This window comes from Campylobacter sp. BCW_6467 (assembly GCF_001762855.1).
GTDB classification, from domain to species: domain Bacteria; phylum Campylobacterota; class Campylobacteria; order Campylobacterales; family Campylobacteraceae; genus Campylobacter_D; species Campylobacter_D jejuni.
In genome coordinates this window covers 16,692-39,805 of sequence record NZ_MJXP01000017.1, presented here as the reverse complement: position 1 = coordinate 39,805, position 23,114 = coordinate 16,692, and the positions used below count along the sequence as shown (strand labels likewise).

Annotated in this window: 23 protein-coding genes; 15 read left to right on the top strand and 8 right to left on the bottom strand. The window is 30.8% G+C overall.

Annotation, left to right across the window (positions count from 1 at the left end; translation table 11 throughout):
- Positions 1 to 11: 11 nt before the first annotated feature.
- Together groL and groES are read right to left on the bottom strand one after the other, a co-directional pair.
- On the bottom strand, positions 12 to 1,649 hold the full coding sequence (gene groL, locus AJ888_RS01645; RefSeq protein ID WP_002853460.1) for a chaperonin GroEL: 1,638 nt from the start codon (positions 1,647 to 1,649) through the stop codon (positions 12 to 14).
- Between the two features lie 21 nt (positions 1,650 to 1,670).
- Complete coding sequence (gene groES / locus AJ888_RS01640) at positions 1,671 to 1,931, bottom strand: co-chaperone GroES (RefSeq protein WP_002825273.1); 261 nt, start codon at positions 1,929 to 1,931, stop codon at positions 1,671 to 1,673.
- A gap of 161 nt (positions 1,932 to 2,092) precedes the next feature.
- Here groES and AJ888_RS01635 point away from each other — a divergent pair, with 161 nt between their 5' ends.
- From AJ888_RS01635 to AJ888_RS01620, 4 genes are read left to right on the top strand one after another with little or no spacing between them, the layout of a single operon-like run.
- Positions 2,093 to 4,633, top strand: a complete 2,541-nt coding sequence (locus AJ888_RS01635) for a hypothetical protein (RefSeq protein ID WP_002861916.1) — start codon at positions 2,093 to 2,095, stop codon at positions 4,631 to 4,633.
- A gap of 9 nt (positions 4,634 to 4,642) precedes the next feature.
- Positions 4,643 to 5,254, top strand: a complete 612-nt coding sequence (locus tag AJ888_RS01630) for a riboflavin synthase (RefSeq protein ID WP_002853518.1) — start codon at positions 4,643 to 4,645, stop codon at positions 5,252 to 5,254.
- Positions 5,218 to 5,898 carry a polyphenol oxidase family protein gene (locus AJ888_RS01625; protein WP_002861915.1) on the top strand — a complete coding sequence of 227 codons (681 nt, stop codon included), beginning with the start codon at positions 5,218 to 5,220 and terminating at the stop codon, positions 5,896 to 5,898. The genes AJ888_RS01630 and AJ888_RS01625 overlap by 37 nt, the downstream gene beginning before the upstream one ends.
- A gap of 1 nt (position 5,899) precedes the next feature.
- Positions 5,900 to 6,103: a hypothetical protein gene (locus AJ888_RS01620; protein ID WP_002853612.1), complete on the top strand. Its 204-nt coding sequence runs from the start codon at positions 5,900 to 5,902 to the stop codon at positions 6,101 to 6,103.
- Here the strand turns inward: AJ888_RS01620 and AJ888_RS01615 are convergent.
- Entirely contained in the window at positions 6,100 to 7,260 is a 1,161-nt protein-coding gene (locus AJ888_RS01615; RefSeq protein ID WP_002852845.1) for a M23 family metallopeptidase, read from the bottom strand. The genes AJ888_RS01620 and AJ888_RS01615 overlap by 4 nt on opposite strands.
- A gap of 121 nt (positions 7,261 to 7,381) precedes the next feature.
- Between AJ888_RS01615 and AJ888_RS01610 the strand changes: the two genes are divergently transcribed.
- The 3 genes from AJ888_RS01610 to AJ888_RS01600 are packed head-to-tail and all read left to right on the top strand — an operon-like array spanning position 7,382 to position 10,302.
- Entirely contained in the window at positions 7,382 to 8,107 is a 726-nt protein-coding gene (locus AJ888_RS01610; RefSeq protein WP_002853792.1) for a plasminogen-binding N-terminal domain-containing protein, read from the top strand.
- A 2-nt stretch (positions 8,108 to 8,109) separates the two neighbouring features.
- A complete protein-coding gene (locus AJ888_RS01605; protein WP_002861914.1) occupies positions 8,110 to 9,492 on the top strand; it encodes an FAD-linked oxidase C-terminal domain-containing protein in 1,383 nt (460 codons plus the stop codon).
- Between the two features lie 3 nt (positions 9,493 to 9,495).
- Positions 9,496 to 10,302 carry a YihY/virulence factor BrkB family protein gene (locus tag AJ888_RS01600; RefSeq protein ID WP_002861913.1) on the top strand — a complete coding sequence of 269 codons (807 nt, stop codon included), beginning with the start codon at positions 9,496 to 9,498 and terminating at the stop codon, positions 10,300 to 10,302.
- Here the strand turns inward: AJ888_RS01600 and AJ888_RS01595 are convergent.
- The 4 genes from AJ888_RS01595 to AJ888_RS01580 are packed head-to-tail and all read right to left on the bottom strand — an operon-like array spanning position 10,246 to position 14,171.
- A complete protein-coding gene (locus AJ888_RS01595; protein ID WP_002861912.1) occupies positions 10,246 to 11,505 on the bottom strand; it encodes a ComEC/Rec2 family competence protein in 1,260 nt (419 codons plus the stop codon). The genes AJ888_RS01600 and AJ888_RS01595 overlap by 57 nt on opposite strands.
- A complete protein-coding gene (locus AJ888_RS01590; protein WP_002861911.1) occupies positions 11,505 to 12,062 on the bottom strand; it encodes a DedA family protein in 558 nt (185 codons plus the stop codon). Before AJ888_RS01590 ends, AJ888_RS01595 begins: the two co-directional genes overlap by 1 nt.
- Positions 12,063 to 12,070: 8 nt before the next feature.
- Positions 12,071 to 13,624, bottom strand: a complete 1,554-nt coding sequence (gene rny, locus AJ888_RS01585) for a ribonuclease Y (RefSeq protein ID WP_070296102.1) — start codon at positions 13,622 to 13,624, stop codon at positions 12,071 to 12,073.
- The gene (locus AJ888_RS01580) at positions 13,545 to 14,171 is read right to left on the bottom strand and encodes a 5-formyltetrahydrofolate cyclo-ligase (protein WP_002860439.1); all 627 of its coding nucleotides are present in this window, start codon (positions 14,169 to 14,171) and stop codon (positions 13,545 to 13,547) included. Before AJ888_RS01580 ends, rny begins: the two co-directional genes overlap by 80 nt.
- Before the next feature lie 82 nt (positions 14,172 to 14,253).
- Here AJ888_RS01580 and AJ888_RS01575 point away from each other — a divergent pair, with 82 nt between their 5' ends.
- From AJ888_RS01575 to AJ888_RS01540, 8 genes are all read left to right on the top strand, one after another.
- Entirely contained in the window at positions 14,254 to 14,811 is a 558-nt protein-coding gene (locus AJ888_RS01575; RefSeq protein ID WP_002861908.1) for a TlpA family protein disulfide reductase, read from the top strand.
- Entirely contained in the window at positions 14,811 to 15,677 is an 867-nt protein-coding gene (gene ftsY, locus AJ888_RS01570) for a signal recognition particle-docking protein FtsY (protein ID WP_002861907.1), read from the top strand. The genes AJ888_RS01575 and ftsY overlap by 1 nt, the downstream gene beginning before the upstream one ends.
- The gene (gene radA, locus AJ888_RS01565; RefSeq protein ID WP_002861906.1) at positions 15,677 to 17,017 is read left to right on the top strand and encodes a DNA repair protein RadA; all 1,341 of its coding nucleotides are present in this window, start codon (positions 15,677 to 15,679) and stop codon (positions 17,015 to 17,017) included. The genes ftsY and radA overlap by 1 nt, the downstream gene beginning before the upstream one ends.
- A gap of 68 nt (positions 17,018 to 17,085) precedes the next feature.
- Positions 17,086 to 17,766, top strand: coding sequence for a F0F1 ATP synthase subunit A (locus tag AJ888_RS01560; RefSeq protein WP_002858390.1), 681 nt, complete (start codon positions 17,086 to 17,088; stop codon positions 17,764 to 17,766).
- Positions 17,763 to 17,948, top strand: coding sequence for a hypothetical protein (locus AJ888_RS09340; RefSeq protein ID WP_002861905.1), 186 nt, complete (start codon positions 17,763 to 17,765; stop codon positions 17,946 to 17,948). Before AJ888_RS01560 ends, AJ888_RS09340 begins: the two co-directional genes overlap by 4 nt.
- A gap of 118 nt (positions 17,949 to 18,066) precedes the next feature.
- Positions 18,067 to 19,485 carry an Asp-tRNA(Asn)/Glu-tRNA(Gln) amidotransferase subunit GatB gene (gene gatB, locus AJ888_RS01550; protein WP_002861904.1) on the top strand — a complete coding sequence of 473 codons (1,419 nt, stop codon included), beginning with the start codon at positions 18,067 to 18,069 and terminating at the stop codon, positions 19,483 to 19,485.
- On the top strand, positions 19,482 to 20,378 hold the full coding sequence (locus AJ888_RS01545) for an NAD(P)H-dependent glycerol-3-phosphate dehydrogenase (RefSeq protein WP_074468983.1): 897 nt from the start codon (positions 19,482 to 19,484) through the stop codon (positions 20,376 to 20,378). Before gatB ends, AJ888_RS01545 begins: the two co-directional genes overlap by 4 nt.
- Positions 20,379 to 20,387: 9 nt before the next feature.
- Complete coding sequence (locus AJ888_RS01540; RefSeq protein WP_002861903.1) at positions 20,388 to 21,566, top strand: metal-dependent hydrolase; 1,179 nt, start codon at positions 20,388 to 20,390, stop codon at positions 21,564 to 21,566.
- A gap of 7 nt (positions 21,567 to 21,573) precedes the next feature.
- Here the strand turns inward: AJ888_RS01540 and AJ888_RS01535 are convergent, their stop codons facing one another.
- A complete protein-coding gene (locus AJ888_RS01535) occupies positions 21,574 to 23,100 on the bottom strand; it encodes an inorganic phosphate transporter (RefSeq protein WP_002861902.1) in 1,527 nt (508 codons plus the stop codon).
- Between the last annotated feature and the right edge of the window lie 14 nt (positions 23,101 to 23,114).

The following is a 23,114-nucleotide window of genomic DNA, read 5'->3' as shown; positions in this document are numbered from 1 at the left end:
TAGAGCAGATATTACATCATTCCGCCCATACCGCCCATTCCGCCCATTCCGCTCATATCCGGCATAGCAGGTTTATCTTCTTTAATTTCACTAATTGTTGCTTCAGTAGTTAAAAGCATACTAGCTACAGAAACTGCATTGAGTAAAGCTACTCTTTCTACTTTAACAGGGTCGATAATTCCACTTTCAAGCATATTAACATATTCACCTTTTGCAGCATCAAATCCTGTGTTTTCATCTTTAGCATTTTCTACGCTATTTACAACCACACCTGCATCAAAGCCTGCATTTTCAGCAATTTGTCTTAAAGGTGCTCTTAAAGCTCTTTCAACGATAGCTGCGCCGATTGCTTCATCACCTTGTAGATCAAGTTTGATTTTAGCTTTTGCTTTGATAAGTGCTGCACCACCACCAATTACTATACCTTCTTCAACTGCTGCTTTAGTAGCACTTAAAGCATCATCAACGCGATCTTTTTTCTCTTTCATTTCAGTTTCAGTTGCTGCACCTACTTTAATAACTGCAACACCGCCACTTAATTTTGCAAGTCTTTCTTGTAATTTTTCTCTGTCATAATCTGAAGTTGTTTCAGCAATTTGTGCTTTGATTTGATTTACTCTTGCATCGATATTTGCTTTTTCACCTGCGCCATTTACTATTGTTGTATTGTCTTTATCGATAATTACGCTAGAAGCTTGTCCAAGATCTTGTATGGTCGCACTTTCAAGAGTTCTTCCAAGTTCTTCAGAAATCACTTCTCCGCCTGTTAAAATTGCTATATCTTCAAGCATGGCTTTTCTTCTATCACCAAAACCTGGAGCTTTTACGGCTGAAATATTAAGAACACCGCGAAGTTTATTTACAACTAAAGTTGCAAGCGCTTCACCTTCAATATCTTCAGCGATAATTAAAAGTGGTTTGCCTGTTTTTTGAATTTGTTCTAAAACCGGTAATAAATCTTTTAAATTTGCAATTTTTTTATCAAAAAGCAGGATATAAGGGCTTGAAAGCTCTACGGTCATTTTTTCTGCATTAGTGATAAAATAAGGGCTTAAATAACCTCTGTCAAATTGCATACCTTCAACTACATTTAATTCATCATTGATTGATTTTGCCTCTTCAACAGTGATAACACCATCTTTGCCCACTTTTTCCATAGCATCGGCGATTAAATTTCCGATTTTTTCATCAGAGTTGGCTGAGATTGTAGCAACTTGTGCAATTTCTTTTTTATCTTTTACTTCGCGAGAAAGTTTTTTAAGTTCGCCTACTATAGCTTCGCAAGCCTTATCCATACCGCGTTTTACTTCAATAGGATTTGCACCTGCTGTGATATTTCTTAAACCTTCTTTGAAAATTGCATGAGCTAAAACCGTTGCAGTAGTTGTTCCATCCCCTGCTTGATCAGCTGTTTTGCTTGCTACTTCTCTTACAAGTGAAGCACCCATATTTTCAAGACTGTCTTTAAGTTCTACTTCTTTAGCAACACTTACGCCATCTTTAGTAATGCTTGGAGCACCAAAGCTTTTTTGGATTAAAACATTGCGTCCTCTTGGCCCCATAGTTACTTTTACCGCGTCATTAAGTTTTTTAACGCCCTCATAAAGTTTATTTCTTGCTTCATCTGAAAAAATAATTTCTTTTGCCATTTTTTATCCTTTTTGTATAAATTATTTTAAAATTCCTAAGATATCATCTAAATTTAAAACTAAATATTCATTATTATCGAGTTTAATTTCTGTTCCACCGTATTTAGCAAACACGATTTTATCACCATTTGCAATATCAGTGATTTCTTTACTTACTGCCACTACTTCACCCATTAAAGGCTTTTCTTTAGCATTATCTGGTATAATTATGCCAGAAGCTGTTGTTTTGGTTTCTTCAACGCGTTTAACTAGAACACGCTTTCCTAAAGGTTGAAAATTCATTTTTGTCCATCCTTAAAAATATTGATATTAGCACTCTTTTATTTAGAGTGATAATATCATACTATAAAAAATGAATTTTGTCAATACTTTAAATTAAAATATTTATAAAAGTTTAGTTTTATAGACTAAAGTTATTTTATAAAATAAACTAAAGGATAAAAATGAAAAAGATTTTTTATGGAGTTATAGCTTTTGTTGTTGTGCTTTTGATTGCTATTTATGCCATACTTTTCACAAGTTTTGGTAATAATATAGTGGCAAATATAGCGCAAAAAAAGATCAAAGAAAGTGCGGGATTAGATGTAAATATCACGCATTTTAATTTACGTTTTTCAAGTCTTGAATTGCAAGCAAATATCGCAAATATGGCAGATTTTAATCTTAAGGGAGCTTTAAGTCCTTTTAAGCTTGGATTTGATCTTGACTATCTTATTTCTTTAAATCAAAATTATGCTAAAAATTTAGGTTTAAATTTAAATCAAAACCTTTCTTTTGGCGGTAAGATTCAAGGTAAAGCAAGTGATTTTACTTTAGATGGAAAAGGTTACTTGCTAGGTTCAAATGTACTTTTAAATGGAAGAATGTATAATTACAGCCCTATTGCTTTAAATTTAGATGCGCAAAATCTTAAGATAGAAGAAATACTCCATCTTTTATCTTACCCTAGTTACGCTAAAGGTTTTTTAAATGCTCAAGCAAAAATTTCAGCACAGGATTTAAAACCTGATGGAAATATCATCATAAAACTTGATACAAGTTATATAAACTATGAGGCGATAAAAAAAGATTTTTCTTTAGACTTGCCTTTAAATTCTAATCCCAAAGCAGAAATTTTGGCCAATGTTAAAGAAGATAAGATTTATGCTGTAAGTAAAATTTACAATGATTATTTTAACTTACAAACCCAAAAAACTCTTTATGATATTAGCAAGAATGCTTTAAGTACTGATTTTAATTTAAGTATTCCTTCTCTTGCAAAGCTTGAAAAACTTACAAAAACTAGACTAAATGGTAGTTTGGGTGTGATAGGTCAAACAAGTGTTGTAAATAATATTTTATCAAGTTTAAATGCTCAAGTTATCGGACTTGGTGGAGAGGTAAAGGCAAGTTTGAAAAATAATAAACTTTTTGCAGATATTAATGAAGCAAGTTTGGAAAAATTATTAGCTCTTGCAGGATATGGAGCTTTGGTTTCTGGAAATTTAAATGCTAAACTTCTAAATGCGGATTTAGATTTTTCTAATTTCGATCTTGAAGCAAAAATAAACAATGCAAAGATTAACACCAATGAGCTTAAAAAAATAGCCAAAATAGAACTTCCAAATACAATTTTTAGTCTTGATACTAAAGCAAATGCAAAAAATAGCAATATTTCTTACAATGCTTTACTTGCTTCAAATTTGCTTAATATTAAAAAACTTCAAGGAACTTATAATTTAAAAAATAGTGAGTTAAATACAGATTTAAATGCTTTTATTGATGACTTGTCTCAGTTTAGTGCTATAGCAGGACAAAAATTACAAGGTAAGGCAGATCTTACTGCAAAAGCTCATATTATAGGCACTCAAATACAAAATTTAAATGCAAATGCAAATTTGGCAGATGGCGTAATCAAGGTTGATTCAAATGGTAAAAAACTTGATTTAAACATTGATAAACTTGATTTATCTAAACTTTTTGTTATAGCAGGTATGCCAAATTATGCCAGTGGGATTGTTAATGCAAAAGTTAATTTAGATAATATCGATTTTAACAACCTTAATGGTAAAGCAAATTTAGAAGCTAAAGGTATATTAAATGCTGCAACTTTAAGTAAAATTTTAAATAAAAATTTTCCAAACAATACAAGTTATGATTTAAATACCAAAATTAATTTTAAAAACAATATCGCTCAATTTGATTCTGTTTTAAATTCATCTTTAGCTGATCTTACAAAACTACAAGGAAGTTTTGATATAAGTAAAATGCTTTTAAATTCGGATTTTAATCTAAAGATAAATGATTTTTCAAAACTAGGCTTTTTGTTGGATAGAAAACTTAAAGGTAGGGCAGAATTTAATGGAAAGGTAGGTTTTGATAAGAATTTAAATTTTGTTGTAAATAGCCCAAATTTATTTGAAGGGAAGCTTCAAAGCACACTTAAAGATAACCTTTTGCTTGCTGATTTAAATGGAGTGGATTTAAGTAGTCTAGCTCAAGGTTTGGACTTTATGGATGTTTATCAAGGCAAGGCAGATGTGAAGGCAAATTACAATCTTTTAAGCGAAGAAGGCGAGGTTAATTTGGACATGAAAGAGGGTAAATTAAAACCAAATCTTATTACCAATGCTTTAAAAATTTTAACGCTAAAAGATATTACAAATGATGTTTATCGCACTGTTAATGCTAAAGCTTTGATTAAAAAAGAAAATATCAAACTTGATCTTAATATGCAAGCAGATCGTTCTTATATTTTAGTACAATCAGGAGTTTTAAATTCTAAAAGCGGGGCTTTAAATTTGCCTTTTGATATTAAACTCGATAGAGCCAATTTTAAAGGAAGTATTACAGGAACTACGGAAAATCCTAAAGTAAATTTAAATGCAGGAAGTGTGTTAAATTCTATTAAAAATGTAGTAGGTGGTGGTGTGAGTGATGGTGCTAAAAGTACAGGCGATAAAGTAGATAAAGCGGTAAATAAATTATTAAATAAGATTTTTTAAGGTAAAAAAATGTTTAATGGACTCATAAGAGAAATTGCTAAAGTTCAATCTTATCAAAACAATACTTTAAGTTTAAAAGCAAAATATCGCCCAAATCTTGGCGATAGTATAGCTGTGAATGGAGCTTGTTTGAGTGTGACAAAACTTTATGAGGGAGGTTTTGAAGTGGAGCTTTCTCGTGAAAGTCGCACTCATATAGCTATAGAAAATTTAAAAGATAAAGTTCATATAGAACCTGCTTTAAGATACGGCGATAGAATTGATGGACATCTTATGCAAGGACATATTGATTTTATCGGCACACTTGAAAAGATTCAAAAAGATGAAAATGGAGTGGATTTTTATATATCTTTACCTAAAGAAGCTATGAAATTTATGGCAGAAAAAGGAAGTATAGGCGTTGATGGAGTAAGTCTTACTATCAATGAAATTTTAAAAAATGGTATTAGGCTTACTATTATTCCTATTACTTTTAAAGAAACGCTTTTTAAAGACTATCAAGTAGGTAGAAAAATCAACATAGAAAGTGATTTGCTTGCTCGTTATATTTATGCACAATTACAAGGTAAAAACAAAGGATTATCATGGGAAGAAGTGGAAAGAATTTCTTATCTTTATTAGAAAATGATAAAGTCGGTATTTTTTGTGCTTTTGATAAGGATTATAATGTTTTTAGGGCTAAAATTCATAATGAGAATTTATTTTCTCATTTAGGTTTTAAAGACATTGAAAAATGTGTTTTTATGGATCAAATTCACTCTCATAAAGTTATTATTTATGATAAAAATTTAAAAAATCTCAGTTGCGATGGGATTATAAGCAAGGAAAAAAATACTGCTCTTTGTGTTTTAAGTGCGGATTGTTTGCCTTTAATTTTATATCATGAAAGTGGCATTATAGCAGCTTTGCATTCAGGTAGAAAAGGAAGCTTTGAAAATATCCTAAAAGAATGCGTTGATCAAATTGCTATGCAAAATTCACATTTAGATAAGAATAAATTTCATCTTTTTATCCTGCCTGGAATTTGTGCTAAAAATTATGAAATAGATGGAGAAATTTTAGAATTTGCTAAAAAAGAATTTAAAGAATTTGTTCAAGATGATAAACTTGATTTAAAAGCTTTAGTAAAATTTCAAGCGCAAAATTTAGGCATTGAAAATATTAAAGATTGTGGAATTTGTAGCTTTGATGATGAGAGTTTTTTTTCTTATCGTCGAGATAAAACGACTAAGCGTTTTGTGAGTGTGGTTTATTTAAAGGATTAAAATGTACGAAAGAAAAGATTTAAGAGTGTTAAAAATCATTCAAAAAGCTAGAGAATTTGGCGATGGGGATTTGTTAAATGAAGCTTTGGTGAAACAATTGATTGATGCAGATTTTTGTGAAATTAATGAAAAAGAAAAAGAAGAGCTTGCAACTCTTCTAAATTCTTTAATCAATGCAAAAGATAAAGCGTTGTTGAGTAATTAAAATTCTATATAGTTTTCAAAATCTTCTTCTTTTGGAGGATTAGGTTGATTCGAGGCTAGGGCTTCTTTAACAACCTGCTCGTATCCAGCTATGATATGTTTAAAATTCTCTTTCGCTTTTCCACTAAGTTCTGATTTGGCGATTTTTACAACAGATGCAGGATTTATAGCTTTATTGTTTAAATATACTCCAAAATGCAAATGAGGCCCTGTGCTCATACCTGTTGAACCAACATATGCAATTACTTGTCCTTGATTTACCTTTTGTCCGTTTTTAATTTTTGCAAAACGACTAAGATGAGCATATAAAGTCATATAACCTGAGTCATGCTTGATTTGAATTACATTTCCATAACCACCTTTTGTGCCTATAAAGGTTACTACTCCTTTGCCAGCACTTTTTACAGGAGTTCCAGTAGGTGCAGCATAGTCTATACCAAGATGGGCGCGATAGCGTTTTAATATAGGATGATATCTTGCTGTTGTAAAAGGAGAGGAAATTCTAGTGTAGTTCACAGGTTTTGTAAGTAAAAAAGATTCTAATTCTTTGCCATCGCGATCATAGAATATATCATTATAAGAAAAGACTTCTCTAGCGCTTTTATTGATTTCTACCATTGCCATTTTTATATTTATATCGCCCCAAAGTTTACCCATGCGTCTTTTTTGTTCATAATATAGGGTTACTTCATCACCTTTTTGGATATTGCGAAAATTTATACTTCCTCGAAAAGCACGAACCATAGCACGAGCTAAAGTACTGCTACCACTTTCTTCATAGACATCTTGATAAGCAGAGCTTTTAATGGTTAAATGTAAAATTCTATCTTCTTTTTGATAAGATACAGGAGTAAAAGCAAGAGTGTATTGTCCATCTTTATCTTTATAGATATGAATTTGTAAATCATCACTAATTGGAATTAAAACTTGTTCTATGTTGTTGTTTTCATCTTTTAAAACTTGATATTTTATTTTATAGGCTATATCAGAAGCAAGTTCTTGATCTTCTCTATCAAGTCCATAATAAAGCGACATAGGTATGGAATTTCTTTGTAAGAATTTAAGCAAGGTATCTCCATTATCCCAAGTTAGCTCTTCAACACTTAAAGCTGCAAAACTTTGAACAACAAAAATAAATAAAAGCAATAATTTTTTCATGAGATAACCTTAATTTTTAAAAGAATTTTGAAATTTGAAAGCTATATTTTACTTTATTTTTCTTACAATTGCTTAACAAAAAAGGATTATAATTCTATAAATTTTTATTTAAGGAGCAAATTTGTTTAAAACTATAGTGTGTTTTTTAGCTTTAAACCTTAGCCTCTTTGCGGTTGGATTTGATTTAAAACCTATAAAAAGTGAACTTGTAAAAGTTGATGATATTTATGGTTATATTAAAGATAGTGATGATATAAAACTTTATTCAAGTGGCGTAGTAGTGCAACATTTTAGCAATTCGCAAAGTATCATCGCTAGAGCAAGTGTTATAGATAAAAAAAATGGTTTGGCAAAATTAGAATTTAGTGTTTTTTCAGCTCTTAAGCAAGATGCTTTGCCTTTACCAAATGTTTTACCTAAAGTAGGTGATGAGGTTGTTTTAAATTTTCTTTATGATAGAGGATTGGTAATTGCTCCTGATGAACAAACTTATAATGAACTTGTTAGAGAATTTCCGCAGATATATTTTACCCATATTGACATTTTTGGAGCACAATTAATTAGAACGGCCACTCTTTCTCCTAAGCGTTCAGATTTTAGGCAATTTTGTGATGATAATGCGGTTGGCATTTTGGTTGTGGCTTTGGAAAATCAAGCAGAAGTTGTGGATTGTCAAGATTTTAATAAGCTTTATGAAGTGCCTATAAGCAAGCCAACTAGCGTTCAGGTTCCTTTTTATTCTCGTATAGGTGGATATAAAAGTAATTTTTTTGATTTTAACTCTCAAGAAATAGGGAATTATTATAGGTATTATGATGCTTTGATTAATCTTCCTAAGGTGCAATAAACATGAAAAAAGAATTTGAACAATATTTTAAACGATTTTTAGGAGAAGAAAACGCTTATTTTGATGAAATTCACAAAAGAGCTTATAGCTATGATGCGACAAAAAAACATTATTTACCCGATGGGGTTCTTTTTCCAAGAAATGAAGAAGATATTGCTCAAATTTTAAAATTTTGCAATGAAAATAATATCATAGTCATACCACGAGGCTCAGGATCTGGTTTTACAGGAGGAGCTTTAGCTGTTAATGGCGGTGTGGTGCTTGCTTTTGAAAAGCATATGAATAAAATTTTGGAAATTGATCTTGAAAATTTAGTGGCTGTTGTGCAACCTGGGGTTATTAATATACATTTACAAAAAGAAGTGGCTAAATACGGACTTTTTTACCCGCCTGACCCTGCTAGCATGGAGTATTCTAGCTTAGGGGGTAATGTAAGCGAAAATGCTGGGGGAATGAGAGCTGCAAAATATGGCATTACAAAAGATTACGTGATGGCTTTAAGGGCTGTTTTGCCTAGCGGAGAAATCATTCGTGCAGGAAAACGCACTATTAAAGATGTGGCAGGTTATAATTTGGCAGGAATTTTAATCGCTAGTGAAGGTTCTTTGGCAGTTTTAAGTGAGCTTACTTTAAAATTAATGCCTTTACCTAAATTCAAAAAAACCGCTTTTGCTATTTTTCCAAGTGTAAAAAGTGCTATGAATGCGGTTTACAAAAGTCTTGCTAGCGGTGTAAGTCCTGTATCTATGGAATTTTTAGACAATCTTAGCATTAGAGCGGTTGAGAGTAAATTTAATAAAGGTTTGCCTATAGAAGCTGGTGCTATTTTGATTGCTGATGTGGATGGTAATGTTAAAGAAGCTATTGATGAGGATTTAAGAAATTTAGAACATTATTTTTTAGAAGCTGGAGCTAGTGAATTTAAAATAGCAAAAGACGAACAAGAAGCCGCAGATATTTGGTTTGCTAGAAGAAATTGTTCTCAAAGCATTGCCATGTATGGAACTTTAAAACTTAATGAAGATATTACAGTTCCGCGTTCTAAACTACCTGCCTTGCTTGAAGGTATAGATGAGATTTCTAAAAGATATGGTTTTAAAATTCCTTGTTTTGGGCATACAGGGGATGGAAATGTGCATACTAATGTGATGGTTCCTGATAAAAATGATCAAGAGCAAGTGAAAAAAGGCTATGAAGCTGTGGAAGAGATTTTTAAATTAACAGTGAAACTTGGAGGAACTTTAAGCGGAGAGCATGGTATCGGACTCTCTAAAGCACCTTTTATGAATTTAGCTTTTTCTGAAGCCGAAATGAATTTAATGAGAAATATTAAAAAAGCTTTTGATCCAAATAATATACTAAATCCTTTTAAAATGGGACTTTAGAAGGTGAAAAATTTTTTTACTATTTTGCTAAATTTGCGTGATAAGGAAATTTTAAATTATGCAGCAGCGCTTAGTTTTTATACTGTATTATCTTTAATACCTATTTTATTTGTATGTTTTTCTGTTTTTACGCAAATTTCTAGTTTTAAAGCTTATTATGAAAAAGCAAAGCAAGTAATTTTTGCTTTTTTAATACCAACGCAACAAGATGTTGTTGCTACTTACATCGATACTTTTTTAAAAAATAGTGTAAATTTGGGTATTGTAGGTCTTATTGCTATGGCATTTACTTCTTTAGCTTTTTTTTCAGGCTATGATTTTGTAATCAATCGCATTGTTAAAAATGAACCTAAAGGACTTTGGCAAAGCATTAGTTCTTATTGGACTCTTTTGACTCTTGTTCCTTTAGGGCTTGGGCTTAGTTTTTATATTTCAGGTTTTATCCAACAAACTTTAGATGATTATAAAATAGGGTTTAATTTTTTTGAAATTTTACCCTTTGTAATTATTTGGGGTTTATTTTTTATATCTTATTCAAGTTCTGTTCATAAGGGAACTCTTAGAAGTTTAGCTTTAGTATCTTTTGGAGCGGGTGCTATTTGGTATATAGGAAAAAATTTGTTTGTATATTATGTGGTATATAATAAAACATACGCTAGTGTTTATGGATCTTTTTCTACTATTTTATTCTTTTTTATTTGGATTTATATTTCTTGGATTATTTATCTTTTTGGGCTTAAACTCTATTATTTTCTAAATCACAATCATAATGAAGGGAATAAAATTCGCAAAAATACAAAGAAAAGCTAGATATTTAAATCGCACAGAGATTAAAGAAGCAATAAGATAACTTATAAAAATCCAAAACGGGATATGGATATTAGTTCCATAAATTTTAAATTTAAAAAATTCATCCAAGATAAAATTGAGCAAATCTCCATAGTTTATAAGATGCAAAAATAATACTAAAGGATAAAATATTACAAAAATTCCACTCAAAATAATACCTAAAATTTGTTGGTAGCTTATAAGTGGAAAAAAATAAAGCACAGGTAAAACCATAGCAAAAAAAGTCCAAATATTAAGCAAAATAATATTTATAAGATTATTAAATTTATTTGCAAAATGATGCATATATAAAAAAATATAAAAAACACCTAAAATAGAAAATAAAAATCCAATACTAAATAAAAGTCTAGGGTAAAGAGAAATGCACAATAAAATACTACAAAAAAGTGTAAAGAAATTAATAATTTTTATATTTTTACACAATAGATAAAAAACCCAAAAAGCCATAATCAAGGAGCGCACAAAAGAAGGGACAAACCCTATTAAACAAGCATAAGCTAAAAGTAGTGTAAAAATTAAAATACTTAAATCTAAACGTAAATTTCTATAAGGAAAATATCTTTTTTGGAAAAAACTATAAATTGGAGCTAAAATAAAGAAAACTAAACTAAAAAGTAAGCCTATGTGATAACCGCTAATTGCTATAAGGTGTGCTATGCCGTAGTAATTTACATCGTCTCTAAGCTCTAAAGATATGGGCAGTGCAAAAAATAAAGCACCATAAAATTCTTTAATTTTTTCATTTGTATGTTGATTTAAGAAGTAAGATATAATGGGATTGTATTCTTTTTCTTTTAATTTTTTAAAATCATAAGAAGGTGCATAAAAACTTTTGCTCAGATAGTCTTTAAAGTTAATATTATGGGTGATAATTCTAAGGCTTAAAAGTTGATTCTTGCTTAAATTTAAATCCTTAAAACTTGTAGTATAAAAAGTGAAGTTTTCAGTTTGTAGCTTTAAAACCCAGTATTTTTTATTTTTTTTATTATATTTTATATATTGGTGCGTTAATAGAGCGTTATTTATAAAGTAATGTTTTTGGTTTTTAAAGTTTAAAAAATTATTATATTCTAAAAGGATATTAAAAATAAAAATAATAACAATAGATAAAAATAAATAATGAAATTCTTTAAAAGAGTAAAAAAAAGAATTCCATAGAGACATTATTTTTTAGAAAATTTACTTAAATAAAGCCAAATTATTCCAGCTAAAAATAATAAAAATAAAGGAGCAGTATAAGGATATAAACTCAGTTTATCAAAAACTGCTTCAATAACATACCCAAAAGTATAAGCAGCAAAACCTAGAACAATAGCCCATGCCAAACTAGCTAGAGTATTGATAATAAAAAATTTAATAAAATTATATTTTGCCATACCTGCAGCTATAGGAATGAAAGTTTTTAAACCATAAATAAATTTTTGAGTTACAAGTAAAATAATTCCGTGTTGTTTTGTTTTCATCATAGCAAGGGCTAGCTTGCGTCGGTGTTTTTTAAAATAAGGCATAATATCTTTTTTATAATATTTTCCAAGTATAAAAAGCAAAGTTGAACCTATGGTATTAGCAATAAAAGCAAGAGTAATGCAAAAACTAAGATCCATTTTTCCTTGAGAACTTAAAACTCCTGCAGCTAAAATTCCAACCATTCCGCCCCCTAAAGAGTAAAAGAATAAAACAATATAACCATATTTTATTAAAGTATCAATCATATCTTGCATAATAAACCTTATTTAGCGTATTCTACAGCTCTAAGTTCACGTATAACATTGACTTTAATTTCGCCAGGATATTGCATTTTTTCTTGAATTTCAGCTGCTATTTCCTTAGCCAAAAGTACACTTTCATCATCATTAACAAGCTGAGCATTGGCTATGACGCGAATTTCTCTTCCGGCATTGATTGCATAGGCATTTTTAATCCCTTCTTTACTTTTAGCGATATCTTCTAGCTCACTGACTCTTTTTAAGAAAGCTTCTAACACTTCTCTTCTAGCTCCAGGTCGTGCAGCACTTAAAGTGTCTGCTGCACAAACAGCTGCTGATTCTATACTTGCAGCTTCTTCGTGTCCATGGTGTGCGTAAATAGCATTGATTACTACAGGATGCTCTTTGTAGCGTTTGCAAAGTTCTGCACCTAAATCCACATGAGATCCTTCAAAATCATGGGTTAATGCTTTTCCTATATCATGTAAAATTCCCGCACGACGTGCTAAATTCTCATCTCCACCACACTCAGCAGCAATGATTCCTGCAAGGTGAGCCACTTCCAAAGAATGTGCTAAAGCGTTTTGTCCATAGCTTGCTCGGTATTTGAGTTTTCCTATGAGTTTTACAATTTCAGGGTGTATTTTATTTAAACCTAGATCCATAACTATGGTTTCGCCTTCTTCTAGAATGGCACTATCAAATTCTTTACACACTTTTTCGTGAATTTCTTCTATGCGTGCGGGTTGAATTCTGCCATCTTCAACTAAAAGTTCTATAACTTTTGTAGCAATAGCACGGCGATAAAGATTAAAACAACTTACTATAATAGCACCTGGTGTATCATCGATGATAATATCAACACCTAAAACCATTTCCAAGGTTTTAACATTGCGCCCTTCTTTACCAATGATACGTCCTTTAAGTTCATCGTTTTTAATGTTAATAACATTGATAAGTCTTTCAGCTGCAAATTCACCTGCAAAACGAGAAGTAGCTTGAGCAATGATGAAATTAGCTTTTCTTTTAGCTTCATTTTTTGCTTCTTCTTCATATTTTCTTACTATATGTGCAATTTGCTCGCGAGAATTTTCTTCTACTTTTTTAAGAATGATTTCTTTGGCTTCATTTTGTGTAAGTCCTGTCGAATGTTCTAAAATTTTTAAAACATCGTCAAGTTTTTCTTGATATTTATTTTTTAATTTATCAACATCAGATTGTAAGTTTTGAATGTGTTTTTGTGACTTGCAAAGGTATTCTTTATCTTCTTTTAGTTTTTCTTCTTCTTGCTGAAGTTTTTGTTCTTTTTTAGAAAGATCATCAAATTTTTGATTAAAATCTTTTTGAATTTTGTGAGTTTTTTCTTCGTATTTTTTTTTAACTTCTAATTCTGCATTAAGAATTGAATTTTTTGCATCTTTTAAAATAAGCTCCGCTTCGTATTCTATAGCTTTGGCTTTAGCTTTGGCTTGTTCTACGAAAATTTCATATTTGGCATCATTGATTTTTTTTGCAACTAAATATCCTATACCGAGTCCGACTATAGCGGCTATAAGTGCGATAAGTGATTCTATCATTTTTTCTTTCTTTCTTGTAATATTTTTTATAAGGGTTTATGTATAATTTTCCTGAAATATCATGCTTTTGTGTTAGATTATTTTGACTTAAAGCATCTATACTTTGGACAAATATTATATGAGGTTTGTAATTTAAATTTTCAAAAAATCTATCATAAAAACCTTGCCCATGTCCTATTCTTTTTAAATTTTTATCGACGCCAATTACAGGCACAATAGCTAAATCAATTTTTGCTTTAAAAAAAGAATCTATAGGCTCTAAAACCCCAAACCTTTTTTTAATAAAAGGCAATCTTAATTTTACAATTTTTAAACTTTTATCTTGCATAAATGGAACAAAAAGTTTGTAATTTTTATTAAGAATATGGCGAAATTTTATTAAGTTTGGTTCATAATGCAAAGGAATAAAAATTAAAATATTTTTAGCTTTAAATAGTTTTATTATTTTAAGACATTCTTTAAATATTTTATAATCTTGTTTGAAATTTAGTTTTGAATGTTTGAAAAGGCGTATTTTTTGCAATGCCCTGAAATCTGTTTTTTCCATTAATATGCCTTTAAAAAAATATTATCTTATGTATGTTATAATTTTAGCATTTTTATAAAGAAGAATAAAGGATTGATAAATAATGAAAATTAAAAAAATACTTTTACTAGTGACAATATCTTGTTTGTTTGTTGCTTGTAGCAATGATAAAGAAAAGCAGCAAAATGATGTAAATTTAAGCACCGAGACAAGTATAAATCAAAGTGATGATATGAATTTTAAACTTAATTTGATTGATGGAGGATCAATTTCAGTAAAAAAAGAAAATGCCGTTTTAAATTTCAACGATGAAGATAAGGCAACTTTGTTTGTATTTTTTACTACTTGGTGTACTCCTTGTATTGCCGAAATTCCTCATCTTAACAAACTGCAAGAAAAGTATAACAATGATTTTAATATAGTTGGAGTTTTATTAGAGGATAAGTCTAATGAGGAGATTCAAAAATTTATAGAACAACATAAAATATCTTATAAAGTCTCTAATGGTGAAAATAACTATCTTTTAGCTAAAGTTTTAGGTGGGGTAAATGGAATTCCTACCATGTTTCTTTACAACAAGCATTCTAAATTGATTAATCAGTATTTAGGGCTTATTCCTGAAGAAATGCTAGAAATCGATATACAAAAGGCTATACTTTAATGTTTAATTTTTTTAAAAAAGGACTTACAAAAACTCTTGAAAATATTATTGGAGTTAAAGGAGAGAATAAAAAGATAACCAAAGATTTGCTTGAAGAAATTTTGCTTGAAGCAGATGTAAGTTATGAAATAGTTGAAGAGATAGTTTATTATTTACCACCTCAAAATGAAGTAAAAAAAGAAGATTTAAAGCGTGTTATGGGTTCTTATTTTCTTTATGAAAAAAAAGAAACCAATCAAGAAAAACCTTTTGTAGAACTTATTTTAGGAGTAAATGGAGCAGGAAAAACAACAAGTATTGCCAAACTTGCTTATTTATATAAAAACCAAAATCAAAAAGTGATTTTAGGAGCGTGTGATACTTTTAGAGCAGGTGCGATTGAACAATTAAAACTTTGGGCACAAAAAGTGGATGTAGATATAGTTTTAACTGCACAAGGGCATGATCCTTCAGCGGTTGCTTTTGATACCATTTCTAAAGCAAAAGCAAAGGATTTTGATAGAGTTATTATCGATACAGCAGGGCGTTTGCAAAATCAAAAAAATTTAGCCCATGAGCTTGAAAAAATTGTGAGAATTTCAAACAAAGCTTTAGAAGGTGCACCCCATAGAAAAATTTTAGTTTTAGATGGAACACAGGGAAATGCTGGAATTTTACAAGCTAAAGCTTTTAATGAGCTTGTAAAACTTGATGGTGTGATTATCACAAAGCTTGATGGGACAGCTAAAGGGGGTGCACTTTTTAGTATAGCAAGAGAGCTTGAGCTTCCTATTTTTTATGTAGGCGTGGGTGAGCAAATGACGGATTTACAAGAATTTAATGCAAATGCTTACTTAGATACTTTATTAGATCCTATTTTTGAATAATGGCAAAAAATAAAGCACTTTTTGAATGCCAAGCTTGTGGAAATCAACAAAGCAAATGGCTTGGAAAATGTCCTGATTGTGGAGCTTGGGATAGTTTTATAGAATTAAAAGCTGAGCAAATTAAAGTTTTAAAAGAGCTTGCACAAGTTAGTATGAAAACAAGTGAGGCTGTTTGTATTGAAGATGTGGAGTTAGAACATTTTACAAGATACAGCACAGATGATAATGAGCTTGATTTGGTTTTAGGCGGAGGGCTTGTTGAAGGTTCTTTAGTGCTTATAGGCGGAAGTCCAGGTGTGGGAAAATCTACGCTTTTGTTAAAAATTGCTTCAAATTTAGCTAAACAGGGTAAAAAAGTGCTTTATGTCAGTGGCGAAGAAAGTAAAACCCAGATTAAATTAAGAGCTGATCGTCTTGAGGCTAATACTCCGAATTTATTTTTACTTACTGAACTTTGCCTTGAAAATATTTTAGAAGAATTGCACAAAAAAGATTATAGCATTCTTATCGTTGATTCTATACAAACTCTATATTCAAATAAAATCACTTCAGCAGCAGGAAGCATCACTCAGGTGCGTGAGATTACTTTTGAACTTATGCGTGTTAGCAAGGCTTATAATATCAGTACTTTTATCATAGGGCATATTACTAAAGAAGGTACTATAGCAGGGCCTAGGGTTCTTGAGCATATGGTAGATGTGGTGCTTTATTTTGAAGGAGATGCCACTAAAGAAATCAGACTTTTAAGAGGCTTTAAAAATCGTTTTGGTGGAACGAATGAAGTAGGTATTTTTGAGATGACTGCTAAGGGTTTGATCAGCGCAAAAGATTTGGCAAATCGTTTTTTTACTCGTGGAAAGGCTATTTCAGGAAGTGCTTTAGGTGTTGTGATGGAAGGATCTCGTGCTTTGGTTTTAGAAGTTCAAGCTTTAGTGTGTGAAAGTTCTTATCCAAAGCGTAGCGCTACGGGATATGAAAAAAATCGCTTAGATATGCTTTTGGCTTTGCTTGAAAGAAAGCTTGAAATTCCTTTAGGACATTATGATGTATTTGTAAATATTAGTGGCGGAGTAAAAGTAAGCGAAACTGCGGCGGATTTGGCTGTGGTTGCAGCTATTATTTCAAGTTTTAAAAATCGCCCTTTGAGCAAAGATAGTATTTTTATAGGGGAGCTTAGTTTAAATGGAGAAATTAGAGAGGTTTTTAGCCTTGATACGCGTTTAAAAGAAGCTAAAATGCAAAAATTTAAAAATGCCATTGTTCCTTCTAAGCCTTTGGAAGATATAGGGCTTAAGTGTTTTGTTGCTAAAGAACTTTCGCAAGTTTTAGAATGGATGTAAATTTTCATTAAAATATAAGTAAGATTTTGCTAAAATTTCGAGTTTAGAATAAAATTTTTGAGGAAACCATGAAAGATTTATTTTTATTTAGCTCTTTGCTTGATGCAAGTCATACTTTTTCTTATTTTTTTCACATAGGTTTGGTAGCTTTAATTGCTGTTATAGTGGCTATGATGGCTACTCGTTCTATGCAACTTGTTCCACGCGGTATGCAAAATTTAGGTGAGGCTTTTTTAGAGGGAGTTTTATCTATGGGTAGAGATACCATGGGAAGTGAAAAAGGTGCAAGAAAATATCTTCCTTTGGTTGCAACTTTGGGGATTATAGTGTTTTTTAGTAATATTATAGGTATAATACCTGGTTTTCACGCTCCAACTGCAAGTTTAAATTTGACTTTGTCCTTGGCTATTATAGTTTTTGTATATTATCATTTTGAGGGTATTAGGGCACAAGGTTTTGTAAAGTATTTTGCTCATTTCATGGGACCTATTAAACTTTTAGCTCCTTTGATGTTTCCTATAGAGATAGTCTCTCATCTTTCTCGTGTGGTTTCTTTGTCCTTCCGTTTGTTTGGAAATATTAAAGGTGACGATTTATTTTTGATGGTAATTTTAGCTTTAGTTCCTTATATAGCTCCGCTTCCTGCTTATGTGCTTTTAACTTTTATGGCATTTTTACAAGCTTTTATTTTTATGATTTTAACTTATGTATATTTAGCGGGTGCAACTGTTGTTGAGGAAGGTCATTGATCTATATTTTAGAATTTTTTAAAGGTGCATCTTTAGCTTTAATGCTTTTGTGCACCTTTTTTCTCCTTTTTAAATTTATATTTTATTTTTATCTTGTTTTGGGGTTTATTTTTAGCCTGCTTTTATTTTTGGTTTTTATGTTGTTTATAGAAAACTATGAACTTAAAAATCAGAAAAAATAGTTGTTTTATAATTTCATAATTTTAAAATTAAACAAATACAAATCAAAGTCTAATATTTAAAGCCTTTTCTAAAAGAAAAAAAGATAAAATAAAGCATTTAAAAATTCAAGGAAATTTTATGTTTGAAGTAGTTATAGGTCTTGAAGTTCATACTCAATTAAATACTAAAACAAAAATCTTTTGTTCATGTGCAACTTCTTTTGGAGAAGCTCCAAATACCAATGTTTGTCCCACTTGTTTGGCCTTACCAGGAGCTTTGCCTGTTTTAAATGAAGAGGTTGTAAAAAAAGCTATAGCTTTTGGAAAAGCTGTCAATGCAACAATTAATAAAAAAAGTGTTTTTAATCGTAAGAATTATTTTTATCCAGATTTACCTAAGGCTTATCAAATTTCACAATTTGATATCCCTATAGTAGAAAAGGGTGAGCTTTTTATCAATGTAAAGGGTGAAAATAAACGCATAGGTATTACAAGAGCACACTTAGAAGAAGATGCAGGTAAAAATATCCACGAAAATAATTTTTCTAAAGTGGACTTAAATCGTGCAGGAACTCCTTTGCTTGAGATTGTCAGCGAACCTGAGCTTAGAAGTAGCGATGAGGCAGTAGCTTATCTTAAAAAGCTTCATTCTATCATACGCTTTTTAGACATTTCAGATGCAAATATGCAAGAAGGAAGTTTTAGATGCGATGCAAATGTTAGTATAAGACCTAAGGGTGATACAAAACTTTATACTAGGGTAGAGATTAAAAATCTTAATTCTTTTCGTTTTATCCAAAAAGCTATAGAATATGAGGTAAAAAGACAAAGTGAGGCTTGGGAAGATGGAACTTACGAACAAGAAGTAGTTCAAGAAACCAGACTTTTTGATACAACAAATTTAGTTACAAGAAGTATGCGTGGTAAAGAAGAGGCGGCAGAATATCGCTATTTTCCAGATCCTGATTTATTGCCTGTTTTATTAAAAGATGAGTTTTTGGATATTAAAATCCCTGAACTTCCTGATGAGAAGAAAGCACGCTTTATAGACGAGCTTGGTATAAAAGAAAGTGATGCTGAGGTTTTAATCAGTTCTTTAGAAATGAGTCGTTTTTTTGAAAGTCTTATTTCTCAAAATTTAAATCCTAAGCTTTGTGTAAATTGGTTAAATACTGAACTTATGGGACTTTTAAAAGGAGAATTGACTATAGAAAATTCTCCCGTAGATGCTCAAAAGCTTGGAGTTTTAATTAAACGCATAGAAGATGGCACTATCAGTGCAAAAGCGGCTAAAGATGTCTTAGCTTTTGTGTTTGAAAATACTAGCATGGAAATTGATGAAGCTATAGAAAAGCTAGGACTTAAGCAAGTAAGTGATGATTCAGCTATAGAAGCGGTAATTGAACAAATTTTAAATGCAAATGCTGATAAGGTTGCAGAGTATAAAAGCGGTAAAGACAAGCTTTTTGGATTTTTTGTGGGTCAAACAATGAAAGAGGGTAAGGGAGCTTTTAACCCTGCAAAAGTAAATGAAATTTTAAAAGCAAAGCTTGGTTGATGCGTATAGCGGTTATTGGTGCGGGAAAATGGGGCAGTGCTTTACATCTAGCCTTAAAAGAAAATCACAATTGTTTTATCAGTTCTTTGCATCAGCGTGATTTAGAAGATTTTGTTAGCATAAAAGAAGCTTTAGAATGTGAATACCTTGTTTTTGCTTTAAGTTCTCAAGGGATGCGTGCTTGGCTTAAAGAAAATTTCATCAACAAAGGACAAAAAATTTTAATTGCTTCAAAAGGCATAGAAGATCAAAGTTGTCAATTTTTAGATGAAATTTTTTTAGATTTTGTGCCAAAAGAAAATTTTTGTGTTTTAAGCGGTCCTTCTTTTGCTGCTGAAGTAATGCAAAAACTTCCTACTGCTTTGATGATTAGTGGAATAAATCAAGAGCTTTGTAAAAAATTTGCAAGTTTTTTCCCTGATTTTATTAAAACTTATATTGATAATGATGTTCGTGGTGCTGAAATTTGTGGTGCTTATAAGAATGTTTTAGCGATTGCAAGTGGGATTAGCGATGGGTTAAAACTTGGCAATAATGCAAGAGCGGCACTGATTTCAAGAGGGCTTATAGAAATGCATCGTTTTGGTAAATTTTTTGGCGCTAAAGAAGAAACTTTTTTAGGGTTAAGTGGAGCAGGGGATTTGTTTTTAACTGCAACGAGTGTTTTATCAAGAAATTATAGAGTGGGTTTAAAACTGGCGCAAAATCAAAAATTAGATAGTATTTTAGCCGAACTTAATGAAGTAGCAGAAGGTGTAAAAACTGCTTATGCTATAGAAAAATTAGCAAAAATGAAAGGAATTTATACACCTATTGTAAATGAAGTAGTGGCAATTTTTAAGGGTAAAAGTGTGCAAGAAGCAACGCAGAATTTATTAAAGCAAAATGATTAAGGAAAAATCATGATAATTAAAAATGCAAAAATTTATGGAGATTCTTTACAAGATATAGAGATTAAAGAAGGAAAAATTACCAATATTGGTTCTAATTTACAAGGTGAAGAAATTTTAGATGCTAAAGGTATGACTTTACTTCCATCTTTTGTGGATTTGTGTGTAAGTTTGAAAAATGATAAATTTTCTTTAGCTAATTTAGAGCTTTTAGAAAATGAGTGTCTAAAAGGAGGAATTTCTAGTATAGTTTTGCGTGATTGCATGGATTTTGATGAAGAAAGTTTTGCTTTATTTTTACAAAATTTAGCTCAAAGAAAGATGCAAATTTTTTCAAGTGTGCGGGTTAAGGATGCAAATGGCAAGCTTAAAAATTTAGCCACTCTTTTAAACAAGGGGGCTTGTGCTTTAGAGCTTGATAGCTCTTTGGATGCAAATACTTTAAAAGTAAGTTCACAATATGCTTTTATGAAAGACTCTCCAATTTTTGTGCGTTGTTATGATAAGGATTTTGATGATAATGGAGTGATGAATGATTGTGAAATGAGTTTTGAGTTAGGGCTTATAGGCATGAGTAAAATCGCTGAAACTAGCCAGATAGCTAAAATGAAAGAATTGGCTAAATTTTATAAAAATAAAGTTATTTTTGATCTTTTAAGTTTGAAAGATTCTTTATTATTATTAGATGAAAAGGATTTAAAACTTGTAAGCATTCATCATCTTATCAAAGATGATAGTGCTTGTGAAGATTTTAATACTGCTGCGAAACTTATGCCACCTTTAAGAAGCAAAGAAGATGTTTTGGCTTTAAGAGAGGCTTTAAAAGAAGGAAAAATCAGCTTTTTAACTTCCTTACATAGTGCAAAATCAATTTCTTTAAAAGATTTAGCTTTTGATGAAGCGGCCTTTGGAATCCATAGCGTATGCGAATTTATAAGTCTTTGCTATACTTTTTTAATCAAAGAAGGATTTTTAAATTGGCAAGAGCTTTGTCAATTTACAAGTAAAAATCCTAGTGAATTTTTAGGTTTAAATAGCGGAGTTATAGAAGTCGGAAAAGAAGCTAATCTAGTTCTTTTTGATGAGAATGAAGAAATTTTTGCTCCAAAAAGTTCTCTTTATTCTGAGGATAAACTTTTTGGAAAAATTAAAATGCATATAATTAAAGGAAAAAATATTTTAGAAAAATAAGCTTTACTTAAATTCCTAAAGATAGTTTAAATCCTAAAAATACAAGTGCTGCCATAATACCAGCGACTGGTAAAGTGATAATCCAAGCCAATCCTATAGGCTTCATCATAATCCAATTTGCGTTTTTATTATACACTCCTATACCCAAGATAGCACCTATGAGTATATGGGTGGAGCTAACAGGAATTCCAAATTGTGTAGCTAAGAGTATAACTATGCTTGCACCAAGTTCTGCAGAAAATCCAGTAGTAGGGCGTATGGTTGCAAGTTTTGAACCCACTGTAGTAATCACTTCTTTACCTAAAAACCAAAGCCCTACAACTAGAGCAACTCCAAACATAGCTAAGGCAGCAAAAGGTACAGGAGAAGTCGCGTTAATTGTGCCGTTTTTTAAGACATCTAAAATCGCTGCAAAAGGACCTATAGCATTGGCTATATCATTGGCTCCGTGTGAAAATGCAAAACTAGAGGCTGTAAATATTTGAAACCATGAGAAAATTCTATCAGTAGTTTTATTAAGTTCTGTTTTTTTAACGATTTTGACTATAGCAAATGTTACAACATAACTTATAGTTCCTATAATTCCGATAATCCAAAAGTTTTGTAAAATATCTAAAGTGCTAACATTATTTAAACCTTTAAATAAAAACATTGCCGAAATGATAGCAGCAGCAATACAAGCAATGATTGGCATATGAGTTTTTAAAATAGAGTAAATATCTATATCTTTTTCTTGATCCTTAAATTCCTTCATTTTATTTCTATAGAAATTATTTTCTTGTTCTTCCTCATCTAAAGCTATAGCGGAAAGTTCTTTAATTTGTTCTTCTTGGGATTTTGTTTTTAAATTTAAAAAATATTCTTCTTTGAATTTTTTTCTTTCTTTTTTGATATTTTTCAAATCATCATTTAGTTTTTCTGATGGTTTTAAAATTTTCTTATCAATATATGAATAAATAATATAAGCTACAATACCCCCTAAAAGAGGCGAAGCTACCCAAGAAATAGCTATTCTTAAAATTTCACTCCATTTAACCATGGAGAGTGTTTGAATCCCATCAAATTTTAAAAGCCCCATCATAATACTAGCACCTACAATCCCACCGACTATACTGTGTGTGGTTGATACAGGTAAGCCTTTCTTGGTTGCAATAAAAATCCAAACCCCAGAGCTTAAAAGTGCGGCAAGCATAATGATAACAAAAAGCATAGGATCTAAAGAATTTGGAAAAATAACAATACCGCTGCGTATGGTCTTAGTAACTTCTGCGCCTGCGAAGATTGCCCCGCTTAGCTCAAAAACAGCTGCTATAATTAAAGCTTGTTTAATGGTTACTGTTTTTGCACCAACGCTTGTTCCAAAAGAATTGGCTACATCATTTCCACCTATATTAAATGCCATAAAAATGCCAAATATAGAAGCAAGAATAAAAAGAATGAGTTGATGTTGCGAAATATAACCAAATCCCCAAATAACAAATGCGATAGTGCTGATAATAAAAATAACAAAAGCTATGAGGTTGTCTTTTTGCATTAATAACCCTTTTT